Below are 18,183 nucleotides of genomic sequence, written 5' to 3'. Positions count from 1 at the left end.
GGGTGGACGGGGTGGCCCGGTTGGCCGCCGACCGGCTCGCCGACCTGGACGGCGCGACGCTCGGGGCGCGCGCGGCGGCGAAGGCCCGGGCGGGCGCCGACCCGATCGAGCTGCCCCCGGCGGCGTACCCGGTGGTGTTGGAGCCGGAAGCGGTCGCCGACCTGCTCCAGAACTTCTCCAACTGGGGTTTCAACGGCAGGTCGTACGTCGAGCGGCGGTCCTTCGCGACGCCGGGTGCCGCCCAGTTCGACCCGGCGGTGACCCTGGTCGACGATCCGCTGGCCGGGCCGGAGTGGCCGTTCGACACCGAGGGCACGCCACGCCGACGGCTCGTCCTGGTCGAGGCGGGCGTGACCCGGGCGGTGACCCACGACCGGCGGACCGCGGCGGTTGCGGGTACCGAGTCCACCGGGCACGCCGGCCCGGACTCGGCCACCTCCGGCCCGGTACCGCACCACCTCTGTCTGCTCCCCGCCGACGCGGTCGGCGCCGTCGACGGAGCCGACCCGGCGGACAGGTCCGGCGACGCGGACACCGCGGCGCTGGTGGCCGGGATGGAGCGGGGGCTGCTGGTGACCGACCTGTGGTACACCCGGGTACTGGACCCGAAGAGTCTGGTGATCACCGGGCTGACCCGCAACGGGGTGTGGCTGGTCGAGGACGGGGTGGTGACCCGGGCGGTCCGGGACCTGCGGTTCACCCAGTCGTACCCGAGGGCACTGGCCCCGGGTGCGGTCCTCGGCACCGGTCGGCGGGCGGTACGCCAGCCCGCCCGCTGGGACACCGTGCGGTGGTCGGCTCCCGCCCTGCACCTCGCCGCCTGGAACTTCACCGGCGGCGCGTCGGGCTGACGGGGCCCGACCGGCCGGCCCGGTGACCGACCGGGCCGACGGGCGACCGGGCCGGTGACCGACCGGCCCGGTGACCGACCGGGCAGCCGGGCGACCGGGCAGCCGGGCGACCGGGCAGCCGGGACCGGCGGACGTCGGTGACGGATTGTCATGACGTTTGGCGGTCCGCCCGCCTGCACGCGCCGCTTTGCTCTGCTTCAATCAAGGAAACAGGCACTCAGCGTCACACGGTCCGACGTTCGCCGCTCAGGTTTTCTCTGATAGCTGCTGCTCAAGGCGGTGTTGCCGTCGCTGAAGCAGAGCAAAGGAGGAAGGGAGGAGTCAGCAGCCGCGCCACCGGGGACACAGAGCGTGACAGCCTCCTGCTGGTACGCAGCGTGACGACTCCGCCTGCGCCGACCGCAAAGTGAAGTTCTTAACATCCCGGCACTGATCGGGTGTCGGCACTTTCCTAGCCGGCGGGACACACGCGACACTCCCTTGCGCGTAACGCCCTCGGCGTGCGGCGTAACGTGTGCACCGCGAACTGCGCCGGAAGGCTCCGGCGCGGTATCGGAGCGCGCAGGGGACGCGGCTGCGGGTCCGTTTCCGGCCGCGCGCCCGGCCGGACCACCATCCGTGCCCGTCAGCCAGACCGGGCCCCGTCAGGGAGACATTGGAATGACTACTAAGTCGGCCACGACGCCGACCCTCAAGCCGGGGCAGGCGCGACCGCGCGCGGCCATCGCGGCGAAGACGTTGCGTACCGACCGCTGGTGGCTCGCTCCACTGCTCACGGTGATCGGACTGGGCGCCTGGGTCACGTACGCCACGGTCCGGGTCTTCATGCACAAGTGGTACTGGGTCGACGCGTACCACTACCTGACCCCGTTCTACTCCCCCTGTGTCACCGACCGCTGTGTCGAGCAGGCGTCCCACTTCGGGCGGTTCCTGCCCGGCTGGTGGATCATCCCGGACGCCGCGCTGACCCTGCCGTTCCTGCTGCTGTTCCGGCTCACCTGCTACTACTACCGCAAGGCGTACTACCGGTCGTTCTGGCTGTCGCCGCCGGCCTGCGCCGTGCCGGACGGGCACCAGACCTACAGCGGCGAGACCCGGTTCCCGCTGCTCGGCCAGAACCTGCACCGCTACTTCTTCTACGCCGCCGCCATCATCTCGTTGATCAACACCTGGGACGCGGTCCTCGCCTTCCACAGCCCCAAGGGCTTCGGCTTCGGGCTGGGCAACATCATCCTGCTGGTCAACGTGATCATGCTGTGGGCGTACACGATCTCCTGCCACTCCTGCCGGCACATCATCGGCGGCCGGCTGAAGCACTTCTCCAAGCACCCGGTGCGGTACCGGGCCTGGAGCTTCGTCTCGAAGCTGAACGTCCGGCACATGCAGCTGGCCTGGATCACCCTCGGCACCCTCGCGCTGACCGACTTCTACGTCATGGCGGTCGCCGCCGAGTGGATCCCCGACCTGCGGTTCATCAACTAAAGGGCCCCTGGACATGACTACGCGAATCGAACGACACCACTACGACGTCGTCGTCATCGGGGCCGGCGGTGCCGGTCTGCGGGCGGCGATCGAGGCCCGGCTGGCCGGCAAGAAGACCGCGATCATCTCGAAGTCGCTCTTCGGCAAGGCGCACACCGTGATGGCCGAGGGCGGCGCCGCCGCCGCCATGGGGAACGTGAACAGCCGGGACAACTGGCAGGTCCACTTCCGGGACACGATGCGCGGCGGGAAGTTCCTCAACAACTTCCGGATGGCCGAGCTGCACGCGAAGGAGTCGCCGCAGCGGATCTGGGAGCTGGAGACCTACGGGGCGCTCTTCGACCGCACCAAGGACGGCAAGATCTCGCAGCGCAACTTCGGTGGCCACGAGTACCCGCGCCTGGCGCACGTCGGTGACCGGACCGGCCTGGAGCTGATCCGTACCCTCCAGCAGAAGATCGTCTCCCTCCAGCAGGAGGACAAGCGGGAGTTCGGCGCGTACGACGCCCGGATCAAGGTCTTCGCCGAGACCACCATCACCGAGCTGCTGCTCGACGGTGACCGGGTCGCCGGGGCGTTCGGCTACTACCGGGAGTCCGGCGAGTTCGTTCTCTTCGAGGCACCGGCCGTGGTACTGGCCACCGGTGGGGTCGGCCGCTCCTACAAGGTCACCTCGAACTCCTGGGAGTACACCGGGGACGGCCACGCGCTCGCCCTGCGGGCCGGCGCGACGCTGATCAACATGGAGTTCCTCCAGTTCCACCCGACCGGCATGGTCTGGCCGCCGTCGGTCAAGGGCATCCTGGTCACCGAGAGTGTCCGGGGTGACGGTGGCATCCTGAAGAACTCCGAGGGCAAGCGGTTCATGTTCGACTACGTCCCCGACGTCTTCCGCAAGCAGTACGCGGAGACCGAGGAGGAGGCGGACCGCTGGTACAAGGACCCGGACAACAACCGGCGTCCGCCGGAGCTGCTCCCCCGCGACGAGGTCGCCCGGGCGATCAACAGCGAGGTCAAGGCCGGTCGGGGTACCAAGGCCGGCGGTGTCTACCTGGACATCGCCAGCCGGCTGCCCGCCGAGGAGATCCGGCGCCGGCTGCCGTCGATGTACCACCAGTTCAAGGAGCTGGCCGACGTCGACATCACCAAGGAGCCGATGGAGGTCGGGCCGACCTGCCACTACGTGATGGGTGGCGTCGAGGTCGACCCGGACAGCGGGGCCGCGTACGGCACCGTGCAGGGGCTCTTCGCCGCCGGTGAGGTCTCCGGCGGGATGCACGGCTCCAACCGGCTCGGCGGCAACTCGCTGTCCGACCTGCTGGTCTTCGGCCGTCGGGCGGGTGGCCACGCGGCCAGGTACGCCGAGCAGCTGACCTCCCGGCCGAAGGTGTCCACCACCGACGTGGAGGCCGCGGTGGACGCCGCGCTCGCCCCGTTGCAGCGGGACACCGGGGAGAGCCCGTACGCCCTCCAGCAGGACCTTCAGGCCGTCATGGGCGACCTGGTGGGCATCATCCGGCGCCGCGAGGAGCTGGCGGACGCCCTGGTCCGCCTCGCCGAGCTGCGCGAGCGGGTGACCAAGGTCAGCGCCTCGGGTGGCCGCCGGTACAACCCCGGCTGGCACCTCGCGCTCGACCTGCGCAACATGCTGGTGGTCTCGGAGTGCACCGCGAAGGCCGCCCTGGAGCGGGAGGAGTCCCGGGGTGGCCACACCCGGGAGGACTTTCCGACGATGTCGTCGAAGTGGCGGCAGGTCAACCTGGTCTGCTCGCTCGACGGTGACCAGGTGAAGCTGACCCACAAGCCGCTGCCGAAGATGCGTGCGGAGCTGATCCGGCTCTTCGACCGGACCGAGCTGGCCAAGTACCTGACCGACGAGGAGCTCGCCGACTTCGACGCCCTCGCCGCGGACGCTGAGGAGGCGGGTAAGTAATGGGAGGCAAGCGCCACTTCCGCGTCTGGCGGGGGGACGAGTCCGGCGGTGAGTTGCAGGACTACCAGGTCGAGGTCAACGAGGGCGAGGTGGTCCTCGACGTGATCCACCGGCTCCAGGCCACCGACGCGCCGGACCTGGCCTGCCGGTGGAACTGCAAGGCCGGCAAGTGCGGCTCCTGCTCGATGGAGATCAACGGGATGCCCAAGCTGGGCTGCATGACCCGGATGTCGACGTTCGAGGAGAACGAGACCGTCACGGTCACCCCGCTGCGGACCTTCCCGATCATCCGGGACCTGGTCACCGACGTCTCGTTCAACTACGAGAAGGCCCGGGAGACCCCGGCGTTCGCCCCGCCGGCCGACCTGGCCCCCGGCGAGTACCGGATGCAGCAGGTCGACGTGGAGCGCTCGCAGGAGTTCCGCAAGTGCATCGAGTGCTTCCTGTGCCAGAACACCTGCCACGTGGTCCGTGACCACGAGGAGAACAAGCAGGCCTTCGCCGGTCCGCGCTACTTCATCCGGGCCGCCGAGCTGGACATGCACCCGCTGGACGCCAAGACGGACCGCAAGGAGTACGCGCAGGCGGAACAGGGCCTCGGGTTCTGCAACATCACCAAATGCTGCACCGAGGTCTGCCCCGAGCACATCAAGATCACCGACAACGCGATCATCCCGATGAAGGAGCGCGTCGTCGACCGCAGGTACGATCCCCTGGTGTGGTTGGGTAGCAAGATCTTCCGACGGCCGATGACCGAGACGGTCGGGCACGGCGAGACCAGTGTCCTCGGTGCCGTGCACGCGCAGCCCAAGGGCGGGGTGCACTCGCACGCGGGCGGGTCGCACGACCCGCACGCGGAGGCCGAGGCGCAGCGCGGGGTGAACTGGCACCGTCAGGTGCCCAAGCCCACCGTGCCGCCGGTGGACGAGCACGGCCGGCTGCCGCTGACCGAGCTCACCTTCGACCGGCCGGCCGCGCCGTCCCCGTTCGGCGACGACGTGACCTTCCCGATGCCGGTGGAGCACCTCAACTACGCCCACCCGGAACAGGACGAGAAGAAGCACTGAACCGGACAGTCAGCACGGGGGCCGCGGCACTTGCCGGCGGCCCCCGTCCCGTTCCGGCCCGACCGTCCGCTCTCCGCCGCGCCGGTCGGGCCGCTCCGTCCCGTCCGACGGTTGCGGCCGGTCCGACGGTTGCGGCCGGTCAGACGGTTGCGGCCGGTCAGACGGTTGCGGCCGGTCAGACGGTTGCGGCCGGTCAGACCGCCCCGGCGGCGAGCAACGGGCGCAGGGCGGTGACGATCGGGGCGTCAGCGGGTAACCAGACGACCGTGTCCAACTCCTCGGCGGTCAGCCAGCGCAGTTCGGCGTGCTCCAACGGCTGCGGCCGGTCGGCGCCGAGGAGCCGCGCGGCGTACACCCGCAGCACCGAACGACCGTGGGCCATCCGGACGTCCCGGCCGACCCGGGCGCCGATTTCGACGCGTACCGCCAACTCCTCGGCGCACTCGCGGGCCAGCGCGGCCTGCTCGGTCTCGCCCGGTTCGACCTTGCCACCGGGGAACTCCCACATGCCGGCCACCTCGGGCGGCGCGGAGCGGGCACAGGCGAGCACCCGGCCGGCGGAGATGATGGCCGCCCCCACGATCACTTTCCGCGTACGCTCTCCGACACCCTCGGTCACTGCGATCCACCCGCTCCCGTCCAGCTGTCCGGCCCGCACGGGCGTCCAGCGTGCCAGATCAATCGGCGGTTCGGGTACCGGAGTCGTCCGCTAGGACAACAAGACTGGGAAATGTGGCCGTGGACACACCCGCCACATGACTAGAGACTGGAAGCACCGATCAAGACACGGGATGGCGACGATTTGGCCACAAGCCGGCGACGACGCCTGGGAGGTGCGGTGATACGAGCGCTGTGGAGCGGTCGCCCGAAGGGCGATTACCTTACCGACGCGCTCACGCTGCTCACCGGGTGGATCCGGGACGGCCAGCAGATCCGGCGCACCCTCCAGTTGGACGACGCGCAGCACGCCGCCCTGACCGAGCGGATCCAGGTGGTGGCGGACGCGCTCCGGCTGCGGCCCGAGGTCCGCCGGCTCGCCGGGCACACCCAGATCAAGGTGGGACGCCGGGACGGCGACGCGCTCAGCCAGGGCGAGGTACTCCTCGCAGCCCGCATCGAGGACGCGTACCGGGCGGTCACCGACCCGTCCGCGTGACCGCTGGACTGGCGCGGCCTGCCTAGCGTGGGGGCCATGGCCAACGCGACGTACGACCGCCGGGAACAGTTCCAGCAGATCCAGAGCGGCCTGCTGCCCGGCGAGCAGATCATCGCCGTCTACGACGCCATCGGCACCGGCACCGGGTTCATCGGGCTGACCGACCGGCGGGTGATCATCCAGGACCGGTCCTTCGTCGGGAAGAAGTTCGCGATCACCAGCATCCCGTACTCCAAGATCAGCAGCGTCAGCGTGGTCAGCAACAAGTCCTGGGGCGGCTCGTTCTTCTCCACCGGGGCGATCGCCATCCACGTCGGTACGCACACCTACGAGGTCGAGTTCCGGGGCGACCACAAGAGCCACCACGTGCACAACGTGATCCTCCACCACATCTCCTGAGGCGCCCGGTGCCGAGTCCCACCATCCGCCGGCTCGGTGCGGCCGAGGTCGTCCGGCTCGCCCGGGCCTCGTTCGGTCCGTCCACCACCGTGATCGAGTGCGCCGAACTCACCGGAGGCGGCTTCGCCGCCGTCTGGCGGGTACGCCTCGCCGACGGTAGGCGGACCGTCCTGAAGGTCTCCCCGCCGCCCGACGTGCCCCTGCTGGCGTACGAGCGGGACCTGATCGCCGCCGAGGCCGGGTACTACCGGCTGGTCGCGACCCGGTTGCCCGGGGCTCCGGTCCCGGCGGTGCTGCACCACGGCACCGACCGCAGCGTGCTGGACACCGACTGGCTCTTCACCGCCTTCCTGCCCGGTACCCCGTTGGCAGAGTGGCACCGGCGGCACCCGGCTCTCGACGACGCCCCGGTCCGCCGGCAGCTCGGCGCGCTGGTCGCCCGGCTGCACACCGTGACCGGGCCCCGGTTCGGCTACCCCGGGTCGCGCGCGCACGGGTCGACCTGGGCGCAGGCGTTCACCGCGATGATCGACGAACTGCTCGACGACGGCGCCCGGTGGGCTGTCGAGTTGCCCGCGTCGCCGGAGCGGATCCGGGACCTGGTCGTGCGGCACGCCGGCATCCTGGACCTGGTCGCCCGGCCCGCGCTGGTGCACTTCGACCTGTGGGACGGCAACGTGCTGGCCCACCCCGGGGCCGACGGTACGGCCCGGCTGACCGGGCTGGTCGACGGCGAGCGGTACCTGTTCGGCGACCCCCTGTTCGACCTGGTCTCACCGGCCCTGTTCAGCCGGATCGAGGACGACCCGCAGCACCCGTTCCTGACCGGGTACACCGGCGGGGCCGACCTGCCGTCGTGGCTGGACGGGGCGGCCCGCCGCCGGTTGGCGCTCTACCGGATGCACCTGTACCTGCTGATGACGGTCGAGATGCCCAGCCGTGGGATGACCGGTGAGACGGACCGGCCGAGGTACGACCTGACGACCCGACTGCTCGACGAGGAGCTGACCGTACTGGGCCGCCCACTGCCCTGACCGGCGGTCAGGACGTGCCCGTCGCGTCCCGGACCGGTCCCGCCGCCGTCCCGGTCGACCGGTCCGCAGTCGGCCGGTCCGTGGCGGCGGTCGCCGCGTCCAGGAATTCGACCAGCTCCGCCTCGGGCATCCCCTCGTCCTCCAGCAGACCCACGACGAGCAGGGTGCGGGCGGCAACAGCGGCGGCGCTGACCGGTACCGGTTCCGGGCCGTCCACCGCAGCCCGGTCCTCCAACGCAGCCCGGACGAGTTCCTCGGCCAGCCCCGGTTCGATGTCGTACCCGGTGCGGTCGTACCGCTCCCGGACACTGGCCACGAACCGGATGATGGCCGCCCGGTCCGCCCCGGGAGTGAACCGGCGCTGCACGGCCAGCAGGAAGACCCCGTGGAGCAGGTCGCCGTACCGTTGCCAGTCCTGGTCACCGAAGGCCCGCAGCCGCCGGTGGTGGGCGCGTAACTGCCCGGTGAGCAGGTCGGTCAGGGCGGCGCTGGGCTGTTTCATCGGGCTGCCTCCAAGCGCAACTGGTGTCGTACCCGGGACCAGAAACCCGGCTGCCGGCGGCGCCGCGCGGTGGCGACCAGCCGGCCCGCCGCGAACGCCCCGGCCCGGACGTCGGTGGGCAACCCGACCGGCGGAACCGGCACGGGCTCCGGCTTCGGGCGACCTGGGTTGCCGGCGTGTCCGAGCACGGCGGCGTACCGGTCCAGCGCCCGGCCGCCCACCGCCAGCCGCGCGGCGACCAGGTCCAACCGGACGATCGCCGCGTCGAGCCGCCGGGCCGCGACCAGTCCGGCCGGGGTCTGCGTACGCGTCAACCGGTCCACCGCCACGGTGAGCCGGAGCCGGACGACGCGGGCCGACGCGGCGGCCCGGGCCGCGTCGTTCCGGGCGGCCCGCAGCCCGGCCAGCATCGTCCCGACGTTTCCCGACGGTGCTTCGGGCAGCTTGCGGGCGGCGTCCAGCCCGGCGTACACCGCACCAAGGGCGGCCCAGGCGTCGACGACGGCCCGCGGGAAGCTGGCCGGATGGTTGCCGAGCCGGCCGGTACCGTGCAGCACCGAGCCGGCCCGGTCTGCGGCGGTGACGATGGCCGCGCAGGCGGTCCGAAGCTCGTCGAGATCATTGCGGACGGCGGTGAGCGCGACCGTGGTCGGACTCGGCTCGTCCCGGGCGGCCGGCGGGCCGTAGCGGGCCAGATCGTCGAGCGCCGCGCGCCGGTCGTCGCAGGGCCCGGGCCGCAGACAACCCAGACACAATCCGGTGTACGCCGAGACGACGTGCTCGGCGAGCGTCCCGCGCGCCTCGGCGACCCGCCGGACGGCGAGTTCGTGGTAGTCGGTTGCCGGTAGTCCGGTCATGCGGCGGCCTTCTTGATGACGAGAGCGAAGCGCACCTCGTCGCACGGGTAGTCCTCGCCGCAGTCACAGACCCAGCGGGCCACCCGGCGTGGCGGGTGGGCGAAGAGGATGTCGTCGGCGTCGTCCAGGTCCTGCCGGGACGGAAAGTCGGGGGTCCGGTCGGGGGTCCGGTGCACGGGGTACTCCCGTCTGTCGGTCTTGTTCCTCCGGTCGTGGCTCCGGTGCCGGCGGGTACCCGCACGGTCCGGAGCGCCCGGCCGACCGGGGGGAGGCCGGTCGGCCGGGCATGGTGCGGGTGGGACAACCGGCTCCAGGTTGCAGACCAGGGAACCGGTCGGAGCGAACTTTGCCAGTGAACCCTAGGGATGTCAACGCCAACACTGTGTACGTCGTGGTTGTCGAGGTAAGGACGGCTGTGATCGAATGGAGGTGCAGACCAGGGAGCCAACATGCCCACCAAGCCCAAGTGGCAACAACTCGCGGACCACATCCGCGCTCAGATCGAGTCCGGCGAGCTTCAGCCGGGCGACAAACTGCCGTCCACGGCCCAACTCCGCGCCGAGCACAACATCTCCGCAGGGATGGTCCGGCAGGCGATCCTCGTGCTCCAGACCCAAGGGCTTGTGGAGGGCGTTCACGGGCTGGGCGTCTTCGTCTCCGACCGCTGACCAGGCAACCCTGGATCGCAACATCGTCTTCGGCGTCTTGACAACGGAGATGGTGTGAACCCGACAGCACTCCTTCCTGCGTAGCGGGACAGTCGCGGAGTGTGGCGCGCATCTCGTAGTCTCCACTGTGGCCTCGGCGTTACAGCGCCAACCCACGACAGCCATTCACACTTGGGGAGACGATGGCGAGCGCGGCTGAGATGATCGCCCGGCTGGCTGCGGCCGGGCAGAAGCTGACCGAAGCACAGGCGAAGGCGGCAGCGGCGGCCCAGGACGTCAACGAGGCGCGGACCCTCGTGGCCGGCGCCCTGGAGGGTGCTTCCGGTCAACTGGTCGGCGTACTCGACAGCGTCCGCGCCAGCATGGCGCAGGCTGCGGGATCGGTGACACCGGCTCAGCACGGCATCCAGGAGACGATCGCCAGGGTCCAAGCCCTGGGAAACTAGGCGCGGGTGGTGGTAGCGCAACCCGCCGACCACCCGTGATCCTCCGGCCTGCCGCACCACAACTACCGATCCGCCCCCAACCGACAATGCGGCAAGCGGAAAGACGACCCGGGAGCCGGTCACGCGATGTGCAGGCCGCCCCACAAGCCCGACGCCGACGAAAGATCCAGTCGCAGGACATCGCAGTCGGAGGGTCGGTGGCCACTACCGCCTGGGCAAGTGTGTCCGAGTTCCTACCGCCCATTCCGAAGGCCATCATGGGCGTATTACTCGGGATCATAGCAACGTGGGGATCTGTCAAAGCAAAACAAGAGCACAAGAACGAAATGGGCGAAAGAGATGATAATTGACGATGAGGTCGAACAGAAGGTTCGCGACACTCTCCACTGGGCAGTGAAACAAAAGCCCCACGAACTTGACCAGGCGATCCGGTCCTTCACCGACGAGCGGACACGCTTGGCAGCTCTTGAGCTGCTCGTGCAGATATGCAGATACGTTTCCGTCGACGCTTTCGGCCACATCCCCTCCACCGAGGAAATCGATGCTCTGGCTTTCGAGGTTTCCGAAACCGAATCTTGGGCATCTCTGACCAAGGATGAGGTGGCAACCTACCTTAACACCGTAGTTCACGGCCACCTGTCAGGCGCCACGCTTCCGTCAGAGCGCTTTGTCACCCTTTCTTTCACCGTCGCCGCAAGCTTGCTGTCGTCTCAGCCAAAGCCTGACGACGAGTGGTGGTTCGATTATCTCGACAAAGTCGAGGCCGCTATCGAGACAGCCAACTGACACGGCCAACGTGATGCGATCGGGTTTTTGATCGTTTGTGGTTTAGCGACGCGACACGCCGGCCGAAGTGCAGCTGAACTGCAAACGATCAAGGGCGGCTGGGTCGTCCGGCGTCCACAGGTTCGGGTGGACAAGGTGGGAGACTGGCCGTACACCAATCCAGGGAGCGCCGGGTGAACGAGAGTGCTGTCGTCGGGGTACCGGGGAATGCGGGTGGTGGGTTCACGGAGGCCGAACGGCCGCTGCTCACCTACTACGACGACGCGACCGGTGAGCGCACCGAACTGACCGCGACCGGGTTGGGGCAGTGGGCGGCACGCTCGGCCGGGCTGCTGCGCCAGGGTTGCGGGCTGGGTGTGGGGAGCCGGGCGGCGGTACTGCTGCCACCGCACTGGCAGACCGCCGCCGTGCTGCTGGGCGCCTGGTCGGCCGGGGTGGCGGTCTCCTACCGGCTCACCGCGACCGCCGGCCTGGCCGCACTGGAACCGGGCGCCGACGAACCGTTCGACGCCACCTTTGTCACCCCGCAGCGGCTCGACGACTGGCTCGAAGACGTGCCTGCCGCCCGTCACCGCTTCGTGCTCGGCCTGGCCCCGGCTGCCGCGCCGCTGGCCGAGGTACCGGCCGGGTACCGGGACTGGCTGACCGAGGTCCGGCAGCATCCGGCCGACCTGCCGGCGTACGCGCTGGTCCGACCCTCGGACCCGGCGACCCCGGACGGCACCAGCTACCAGCAGTGGGGCAGCCTGGCGGAGGAGATCGCCGCGCAGCGCGACCTGCGGGCAGGTGACCGGGTACTGGTCGACGCGGCCGCACACGAGCATCCGGTCAAGTGGCTGCTGGCTCCGCTCGCCGTGGGCGCCTCGGTGGTGCTCTGCGCCAACCTCGACCCTGGAGCGGTCGACTCCCGGATCGTCGCCGAGCAGGTCACCCGGGTGTTCTAGCTCGATACTGTCGGCGGGTGGGTCTAGCGTCACGTCATGACGCGACTGAGTTACGAACGGTACTGCGCGGAGATCGGCAATCAGAGCGATCTGCTGGTCACCGGCATCCGGGAGGCGGATCTGACCGCCACGGTCCCCTCCTGTCCGGGGTGGAACGTGGGCCAACTGGTCCGGCACCTCGGCGGCGGCCACCGCTGGGTCGAGGAGATCGTCCGCACCCGGGCCACCGGTCCGCTCCCCGACGACGACTTCCGCGACCTGTCCGGTTACCGGGACGAGGATCCGGTGAAGCTCGGTTCGTGGCTGGTCGAGGGCGCAGGGCAACTAGCGGGGACGCTGCGCGCCGCCGGCCCGGATGCCGACACCGGCTGGACCCCGGTACCCGGTGAAACGTCGACCTTCTGGGCGCGCCGCTTCGCCCACGAGACGCTGATCCACCGGGCCGACGCGGTCCTTGCGCTCGGCGCGGAGTTCACCGTCGCCCATGAGGTCGCCGTGGACGCGCTGGACGAGTGGATGGAGCTGGGCTCGCTGCCGCAGATGTTCGACTTCTATCCCGAACGGCGCGAACTGCTCGGTCCGGGCCGTACCCTGCACCTCCACGCCACCGACACCCTGCCGGAGTCGGGGGCGGAGTGGCTGGTCGACCTGACCGGGGACCGTCTCGCCTGGCGGCGGGCCCACGAGAAGGCCGCCGTGGCGGTACGCGGTCCCGTCACCGAGCTGCTGCTGGTCGTCTACGGCCGACGGTCGGTCGACGATGCCGCCGTCGAGGTGCTCGGTGACCGGGCGCTGCTCGACTTCTGGCTGGGGCACAACAGCTTCGGCTGACGGTCTGGGGTCGAGGCTCCTGTCGTCAGCCGGTGATCAGGTGCCCAGGTAGAGGCAGAAGGGGTGACCGGCCGGGTCCAGCAGTACCCGGACGTCGTCCTGTGGCTGGTGTCCGGCTTCCCGCGCGCCGAGTTCGACGGCGTGGGACACGGCTGCGTCCAGGTCGGTGACCTCGAAGTCGAGATGCGCCATCATCTGTTGCCGGCCCTCGACCGGTGGCCAGGTCGGTGGCACGTACCCGACGGCGGTCTGGAAGGCCAGGTAGGCCACGCCGTCGGGCGGGGCGATCGTGACCCAGTCCGGCTCTTCCCTGGTGGTTTCCCAGCCGAGCAACTCGGTGTAGAAGCGGGCCAGCGCCGCCGCGTCGGGTGCGTCCAGCACCACACCCCAGTAGTCGCGACGGACCTCCCGTGGTGAACTCACGCCCTCGATCCGTCCCCGCATGAACCGATCCTGCCAGGATCGGACGAGCCGGGCAGGCCAGGCCGGCTCGCGTTCACGGGAATTCGGGCGAGCTGGCCGATGTTCTTCGGCCCGCCCTGCCACCAGCAGGTATCCGCAGTGACCTGCCCGCCTCCGGGGCGACCACTCCGACGACGGGATCCGCCCCCGGACGGCTCCGTCCTCACGGTGCCGCCCGACATTCTGGCGTCCCGGCTGTTCAGGACCGGTCCTGGCGCCCGCCGGTGCTCTTTCGTCACTGCGTGTTCGTTACGCGATGCCCGACGGTGCCCACCGGGCTGACCACCGGACGGGCGGACCGGTCACCTCGATGCCGGGGGAAGCAACCGGGCCGAGACTGTGAGTCACGACACACCGACACCCGTTCCGCACTGCTGTCCGGGCATGACGGGTTGTCACCGTAAAACTCAGGAACCTCTCAACCTGGGCCAGCTGGCGGATATTCTCGCCGGCTCTGTCGAGCGAATTCTTGTATCAACTCGCAACTACTGCCGACAACACACAGGGAAACACCTACGACACAATCCGCTATTTACCGATGAAGGGTTCCGCAATGAACCGGAGACAAAAACTGCTGGCCGGTACGCTGACACTTTTGATATCGGCGACGGCTGCGCTGATCGGCACCACCCCCGCCGCTGCCGAGTGGTCCGAACCCGTCTGGACTCCAACCCCGGACTTTCTCTGCGCCGTGTACCCCAACTGCGAGTTCGTCCGCGCTTCCTCGTCGATCAACGACGTCTACGAGACACCGGTTGTCGGCGTCAACTGCGGCGTCGGCAGCAAGTCGAACTACGGTGTCACACACACGTTCAGCAAGTCCGCCAGTTACTCCACGAGCGTCAACACCAGCGTGGGCCTGTCGCTCATTTCCGGCCTCGGTTTCAGCGGCGGTTACGGGTACGGCTGGGAGGTCGGCAAGACCTACTCGACGACCTACTCCAACAGCATCACCCTTCCGGGGCAGAGCAAGGCATGGGTGGAGTTCAGGACCCAGAAGGCCAACGCCGAAGGCTGGATGTACGCCAACACGTACTGGAGCGAGTACTTCAGCGGGTCGGCGTGGAAGGTCAACGGTAACCAGCTCTCCGGGAGCTTCTCGCTTTTCACCGCTCCGCTCACCGTCACCGACAAGTACAACTCCTGCCGCCTCAACTGGCAGTTGCCGTACCTGTCGTCGTTCCGCAGCTACCTGAACACCAACATGTGCCTCGACGTGCAGAACGGTAACCGCCAGGCGGGTACCGGGGTCTGGTACTGGGGGTGCAACGGGACCGCGGCACAGAACTGGGTCTACAACTTCCAGACCGGTGCGATCACCATTCCGCACGGCTACTACAACTCCAATCTCTGCCTGGACGCCGAGGGTGGCGGAACCTCGCCGGGCACCAGGGTGATCGTCTGGGACTGCCACGGCGGCAGCAACCAGAAGTGGGCTTTCCTGCACAGCGGCTGGCAGCTGATGAACCTGAAGTCCGGCCTCTGCCTGACCACCGCGGGCAACTGGGAAGGCGCCGCACTGACGCTGCAGAACTGCCAGTACTGGAGCTCCAACCAGGGTTGGCGGCCCAAGGGGACCTGAGTCGACCGGTCGGACAGCACCATCCAGAACAGAAAGCCAACCGATTTCGAAACGGATCTTCAATCTCGACTGCGAGACAAGGAAAGCATCAAGATGAGTCGGATACGAGCAGGGCTGGTCACCGTCCTGACACTGCTGGCATCAGCGGCAGTCACCGTCACAACCGGCAGCCCGGCCGCCGCCGCCACCGCCAGCACCCTCTGCCAGATCTACCCCGGCTGCGTTTTTGTCCAGAGCAGCGCCACAAGCGAGACCACAGTCGACAAGTCGCCGGTCTCCCACAACTGCAGCACGGTGAGCTCGACCTACACGGTCAGGCACACCTGGAGCAAGTCCTCGTCGTACAGCCAGAATGTCACCCTGGGCATGAGCCAGAGCATCGGGAGCGTCGTCAACGGGTCGCTCGAGATGACCTACGGGTGGGAGACAGGTAAAACCTACTCGACGAGCGTCGAACGAAACATCAATCTCCCCGGCATGTACCTGGGGTGGGTCGAGCTTCGCAGTCAGAAGGCCAAAGCCAGTGGCCGGATGTACGCCAACGGGAACTACAGCGACTGGCTCGACGCCAACGCGTACGCAGTCAGCGGGGACTCGCTCAGCGGAACCATCTCCGGCTGGGGCCGAAAGATGAGCTGGCAGGAACTGTACGACAACTGCCGCCTCCGCTGGGGGGCAGGCAGCACGCCGATCGTCAACTACCAGAACGGCATGAGCGGCTGCCTCGACGTCAAGTGGGGGAACCGCCAAGCGGGCACCAACGTGTGGTACTGGCCGTGCAACGGATCTCCGGCCCAGAGTTGGACCTACAACTACAGCACCGGTGAGATCACCGTCCCGCACAGCTACTACAACGCCAACCTCTGCCTGGATGCCTCGGGCGGCGGGACCTCACCAGGCACCAAGGTGATCCTCTGGGACTGCCACGGTGGCAAGAACCAGAAGTGGGCGTTCTTCCACAACGGCTACTGGCTGGTCAACCTCAACTCCGGGTTGTGCCTGAGCGCCGCCGGAGGCTGGGAGCAGGACCTCTACCTCGACAGTTGCACCCAGTGGTCGCACGCTCAGGGGTGGAAGCCCGCCAGCATCAACGCGTGACCGCAGGAATCAGCCGCATCGGGCAGGACAGGACAGGAGATCATCGGGTGGGGTGGCCGACATGGGCCACCCCACCGCCACGTTCGGCTTACGCCCCGTCGAGCAGGGCGGACGCGGCGGCCGGGTCGGGGCTACACGTTGAAACGGAACTCCACCACGTCGCCGTCCTGCATGACGTACTCCTTGCCCTCGATGCGGACCTTGCCCGCCGCCTTGGCCGCCGCCATCGACCCGGCCGCGACCAGGTCGTCGAAGGAGACCACCTCGGCCTTGATGAAGCCGCGCTGGAAGTCGGAGTGGATGACCCCGGCGGCCTCGGGGGCGGTCGCGCCGGCCGGGATGGTCCAGGCCCGCGTCTCCTTCGGCCCGGCGGTCAGGTACGTCTGGAGCCCGAGGGTACGGAAACCGACCCGGATGAGCTGGTGGAGTCCCGGCTCCGGCTGCCCGATGGACTCCAGCAGCTCACGGGCCTCCTCCTCGGGCAGCTCGATCAGCTCGGACTCGACCTTGGCGTCCATGAAGACCGCCTCGGCGGGGGCGACCAGCAGTCGCAGCTCGTCGAGGAACTCCGGGTTACCCAGCTCGGCCTCGTCGACGTTGAAGACGTAGAGGAAGGGCTTGGTGGTGAGCAGGTGCAGCTCGCGCAGCTCGGCCAGGTCGATGCCGGCCTTGGCCGCGCCCGCGTAGAGGGTCGTACCGCTGTCCAGCAGCTCGGCCGCCTTCTTGGCGGCGGTGACCGTGGCCGCCCGGTCCTTGCGGAGCTTGGCCTCCTTCTCCAACCGGGGCAGCGCCTTCTCCAGGGTCTGGAGGTCGGCGAGGATCAGCTCGGTGTTGATCGTCTCGATGTCGTCGGCCGGGGAGACCTTGCCGTCGACGTGCACCACGTTCGGGTCGGAGAAGGCCCGGACGACCTGGCAGATCGCCGAGGCGTCCCGGATGTTGGCCAGGAAGGCGTTGCCCCGGCCCTGCCCCTTGGAGGCGCCCCGGACCAGCCCGGCGATGTCGACGAACGACACCGGGGCGGGCAGGATCTTCTGCGAGCCGAAGATCTCGGCGAGCTGGGCCAGCCGCTCGTCCGGCAGCCCGACCACCCCGACGTTGGGCTCGATGGTGGCGAACGGGTAGTTCGCCGCGAGCACGTCGTTCTTGGTCAGGGCGTTGAAGAGGGTGCTCTTGCCGACGTTGGGCAGGCCGACGATCCCGATGGTGAGACTCACGGGCGGCCAGTCTACGCGGGTCGGGAGGCTGTGGCGCAGCCGCCGGGGCAGCAGGCGGTTCGGCGGGCAGCGGACGCCGGGTCAGCCGGGTGGTTCGGCGGCGGCGAGCAGGGTACGCAGCAGGTCGCCGAGTCGGGCCTGGTCGGCGGTGGGGAGCGCGTCGAGGAGTTGCCGCTGGACGGCCAGCCCGGCGTCGGCGGCCTCCTCCGCCACCTGCCGGCCCTGTTCGGTGAGGATGATCCGCAGCGAACGCCGGTCGTCGGGGTCCGGGGCGCGGCGGACCAGCCCGGCCCGTTCCAGCCGGTCCAGGCGGCCGGTCATGCCACCGGAGGTGAGCATCAGCGCCCCGGTCATCGCCTTCGGCGCCAGGGCGTACGGCGGGCCGGAGCGGCGCAGGGTGGCCAGTACGTCAAATTCACCCCGGCTGATACCCCATCGATGGTAGAGCTGTTCCTGGGCGTCGCCGACCAGGCGGGCGAGCCGGTAGATCCGACCGAAGACGGCCATCGGTTCGGGACGCATGGCGGGGCGTTCCCGGCGCCACTGGGCGACGATCGCGTCCACGGCGTCGCCGTCGGACCCCTGGGTGCTGGACATCACCGTATTGTGCATCACCACTGACCTTCTTGACGCTAATTAGCTTAGCACTAAGCTAATTAGCGTCAAGAAGACCCGATCGGAGGCGGCCATGACCGCATTGCGTTTCTCCCCCGGCGGCACGACGCCGACACGCTGCACCCCCGGCGGTACGGCCAGGTCCGGCGGGCGGCGGGCGGTCGACGTCGCGCTGACCGCCCTCGCCCCGATCTCCTGGGGCAGCACCTACCTGGTCACCACCGAACTGCTACCCCCCGGCCGTCCCCTGCTC

General features: G+C 69.2%; 21 protein-coding genes and 1 pseudogene. 15 read left to right on the top strand and 7 right to left on the bottom strand.

The annotated features are described in order from the left end of the window. The 4 genes from GSF22_RS15900 to GSF22_RS15885 form a co-directional block, all read left to right on the top strand. Positions 1-851 (top strand): metallopeptidase TldD-related protein (locus GSF22_RS15900; RefSeq protein ID WP_244367495.1); only part of this gene is annotated, 851 nt, incomplete at its 5' end. Between the two features lie 660 nt (positions 852-1,511). Beyond that, entirely contained in the window at positions 1,512-2,333 is an 822-nt protein-coding gene (locus GSF22_RS15895) for a hypothetical protein (RefSeq protein ID WP_208814357.1), read from the top strand. A 7-nt stretch (positions 2,334-2,340) separates the two neighbouring features. Next, positions 2,341-4,266: a fumarate reductase/succinate dehydrogenase flavoprotein subunit gene (locus tag GSF22_RS15890; protein ID WP_208814361.1), complete on the top strand. Its 1,926-nt coding sequence runs from the start codon at positions 2,341-2,343 to the stop codon at positions 4,264-4,266. Further along, a complete protein-coding gene (locus tag GSF22_RS15885; protein WP_208814356.1) occupies positions 4,266-5,333 on the top strand; it encodes a succinate dehydrogenase/fumarate reductase iron-sulfur subunit in 1,068 nt (355 codons plus the stop codon). Before GSF22_RS15890 ends, GSF22_RS15885 begins: the two co-directional genes overlap by 1 nt. Before the next feature lie 193 nt (positions 5,334-5,526). On the opposite strand, the gene GSF22_RS15880 is transcribed toward GSF22_RS15885, so the two are convergent. Next, on the bottom strand, positions 5,527-5,919 hold the full coding sequence (locus GSF22_RS15880) for a (deoxy)nucleoside triphosphate pyrophosphohydrolase (RefSeq protein WP_208814355.1): 393 nt from the start codon (positions 5,917-5,919) through the stop codon (positions 5,527-5,529). 255 nt (positions 5,920-6,174) lie between these two features. Here GSF22_RS15880 and GSF22_RS15875 point away from each other — a divergent pair, with 255 nt between their 5' ends. The 3 genes from GSF22_RS15875 to GSF22_RS15865 are packed head-to-tail and all read left to right on the top strand — an operon-like array spanning position 6,175 to position 7,922. Then, on the top strand, positions 6,175-6,489 hold the full coding sequence (locus GSF22_RS15875) for a 4a-hydroxytetrahydrobiopterin dehydratase (RefSeq protein ID WP_208814360.1): 315 nt from the start codon (positions 6,175-6,177) through the stop codon (positions 6,487-6,489). Between the two features lie 36 nt (positions 6,490-6,525). Then, complete coding sequence (locus tag GSF22_RS15870) at positions 6,526-6,888, top strand: PH domain-containing protein (protein WP_208814354.1); 363 nt, start codon at positions 6,526-6,528, stop codon at positions 6,886-6,888. A gap of 8 nt (positions 6,889-6,896) precedes the next feature. Beyond that, complete coding sequence (locus GSF22_RS15865) at positions 6,897-7,922, top strand: phosphotransferase family protein (protein ID WP_208814353.1); 1,026 nt, start codon at positions 6,897-6,899, stop codon at positions 7,920-7,922. Between the two features lie 7 nt (positions 7,923-7,929). Here the strand turns inward: GSF22_RS15865 and GSF22_RS15860 are convergent, their stop codons facing one another. The 3 genes from GSF22_RS15860 to GSF22_RS15850 are packed head-to-tail and all read right to left on the bottom strand — an operon-like array spanning position 7,930 to position 9,457. Continuing rightward, positions 7,930-8,424 carry a hypothetical protein gene (locus tag GSF22_RS15860; RefSeq protein ID WP_208814352.1) on the bottom strand — a complete coding sequence of 165 codons (495 nt, stop codon included), beginning with the start codon at positions 8,422-8,424 and terminating at the stop codon, positions 7,930-7,932. Beyond that, positions 8,421-9,281, bottom strand: coding sequence for a hypothetical protein (locus tag GSF22_RS15855; protein WP_208814351.1), 861 nt, complete (start codon positions 9,279-9,281; stop codon positions 8,421-8,423). Before GSF22_RS15855 ends, GSF22_RS15860 begins: the two co-directional genes overlap by 4 nt. Then, entirely contained in the window at positions 9,278-9,457 is a 180-nt protein-coding gene (locus tag GSF22_RS15850) for a hypothetical protein (protein ID WP_208814350.1), read from the bottom strand. Before GSF22_RS15850 ends, GSF22_RS15855 begins: the two co-directional genes overlap by 4 nt. A 273-nt stretch (positions 9,458-9,730) precedes the next feature. Here GSF22_RS15850 and GSF22_RS15845 point away from each other — a divergent pair, with 273 nt between their 5' ends. From GSF22_RS15845 to GSF22_RS15825, 5 genes are all read left to right on the top strand, one after another. Continuing rightward, a complete protein-coding gene (locus GSF22_RS15845; RefSeq protein WP_208814349.1) occupies positions 9,731-9,949 on the top strand; it encodes a winged helix-turn-helix domain-containing protein in 219 nt (72 codons plus the stop codon). A gap of 182 nt (positions 9,950-10,131) precedes the next feature. Further along, positions 10,132-10,395: a DUF6244 family protein gene (locus tag GSF22_RS15840; protein ID WP_244367494.1), complete on the top strand. Its 264-nt coding sequence runs from the start codon at positions 10,132-10,134 to the stop codon at positions 10,393-10,395. Positions 10,396-10,734: 339 nt separating this feature from the next. Next, entirely contained in the window at positions 10,735-11,181 is a 447-nt protein-coding gene (locus tag GSF22_RS15835) for a hypothetical protein (RefSeq protein WP_208814348.1), read from the top strand. A gap of 173 nt (positions 11,182-11,354) precedes the next feature. Then, positions 11,355-12,125 carry a TIGR03089 family protein gene (locus GSF22_RS15830; protein ID WP_307804026.1) on the top strand — a complete coding sequence of 257 codons (771 nt, stop codon included), beginning with the start codon at positions 11,355-11,357 and terminating at the stop codon, positions 12,123-12,125. A 36-nt stretch (positions 12,126-12,161) separates the two neighbouring features. Then, on the top strand, positions 12,162-12,956 hold the full coding sequence (locus GSF22_RS15825; protein WP_208814347.1) for a maleylpyruvate isomerase family mycothiol-dependent enzyme: 795 nt from the start codon (positions 12,162-12,164) through the stop codon (positions 12,954-12,956). A 36-nt stretch (positions 12,957-12,992) separates the two neighbouring features. On the opposite strand, the gene GSF22_RS15820 is transcribed toward GSF22_RS15825, so the two are convergent. Further along, entirely contained in the window at positions 12,993-13,400 is a 408-nt protein-coding gene (locus GSF22_RS15820) for a VOC family protein (RefSeq protein WP_208814346.1), read from the bottom strand. A gap of 571 nt (positions 13,401-13,971) precedes the next feature. Here GSF22_RS15820 and GSF22_RS15815 point away from each other — a divergent pair. Both GSF22_RS15815 and GSF22_RS15810 read left to right on the top strand, forming a co-directional pair. After that, on the top strand, positions 13,972-15,000 hold the full coding sequence (locus GSF22_RS15815) for an RICIN domain-containing protein (protein ID WP_244367493.1): 1,029 nt from the start codon (positions 13,972-13,974) through the stop codon (positions 14,998-15,000). Between the two features lie 93 nt (positions 15,001-15,093). Continuing rightward, positions 15,094-16,098: a ricin-type beta-trefoil lectin domain protein gene (locus tag GSF22_RS15810; RefSeq protein WP_208814344.1), complete on the top strand. Its 1,005-nt coding sequence runs from the start codon at positions 15,094-15,096 to the stop codon at positions 16,096-16,098. Between the two features lie 131 nt (positions 16,099-16,229). Here GSF22_RS15810 and ychF read toward each other — a convergent pair whose 3' ends face one another. Beyond that, a complete protein-coding gene (gene ychF, locus GSF22_RS15805) occupies positions 16,230-17,315 on the bottom strand; it encodes a redox-regulated ATPase YchF (protein ID WP_208814343.1) in 1,086 nt (361 codons plus the stop codon). Positions 17,316-17,396: 81 nt separating this feature from the next. Then, positions 17,397-17,912 (bottom strand): MarR family winged helix-turn-helix transcriptional regulator, encoded by a 516-nt coding sequence (locus GSF22_RS15800; RefSeq protein ID WP_244367492.1) that lies wholly within the window; start codon positions 17,910-17,912, stop codon positions 17,397-17,399. Between the two features lie 91 nt (positions 17,913-18,003). On the opposite strand from GSF22_RS15800, the pseudogene GSF22_RS15795 reads away from it, so the two are divergent. Continuing rightward, positions 18,004-18,183: pseudogene (locus GSF22_RS15795) on the top strand (hypothetical protein); the annotation flags it as partial.

This window comes from Micromonospora echinofusca (genome assembly GCF_017614955.1).
Taxonomy (GTDB): domain Bacteria; phylum Actinomycetota; class Actinomycetes; order Mycobacteriales; family Micromonosporaceae; genus Micromonospora; species Micromonospora echinofusca_A.
The sequence above is the reverse complement of the archived record's forward strand: the minus strand, read 5'-3'. Positions and strand labels throughout refer to the sequence as shown.